Genomic DNA, 494 nt, shown 5'->3' on the forward strand with positions numbered 1-494 from the left:
AGCGTAGCGGCCCTGCGACTCGTACAGCTCCGCCAGGTTGTGGAGGCGCTTGGCCACGTCCGGGTGCTCGGGGCCGAGCGCTTTTTCGTAGATCGCCAACGACCGCCGGATCAGAGGCTCGGCATCGGCGGTGCGGCCCTGCATCTGGAACAGCAACGCCAGGTTGCCGAGGCTCGCGGCCACTTTCGGGTGCTCGGGGCCGAGCACTTTCTCGAAGATCGCCAGCGCGCGGCGGCAGAGCGGCTCAGCGTCGGCGTAGCGGCCCTGCACTCGGTACAGCTCCGCCAGATTGTTGAGGCCCATGGCCACGTCCGGGTGCTCGGGGCCGAGCGCTTTCTCGAAGATCGCCAGCGCGCGGCGGTTGAGCGGCTCAGCGTCGGCGTAGCGGCCTTGCGCATTGTACAGCCCCGCCAGGTTGTTGAGGCTCGTGGCCATGTACGGGTGCTCAGGGCCGAGCGCTTTTTCGTAGATCGCCAACGACCGCCGGATCAGAG

General features: G+C 68.0%; 1 protein-coding gene. It reads right to left on the bottom strand.

The window, feature by feature from the left end; genetic code table 11:
* Positions 1 to 477, bottom strand: a 477-nt coding sequence (locus tag CAPSK01_RS22440) for a tetratricopeptide repeat protein (protein ID WP_273703383.1), incomplete at its 3' end; no start/stop codon positions are given.
* Between the last annotated feature and the right edge of the window lie 17 nt (positions 478 to 494).

This window comes from Candidatus Accumulibacter vicinus (genome assembly GCF_000584955.1).
GTDB lineage: Bacteria > Pseudomonadota > Gammaproteobacteria > Burkholderiales > Rhodocyclaceae > Accumulibacter > Accumulibacter vicinus.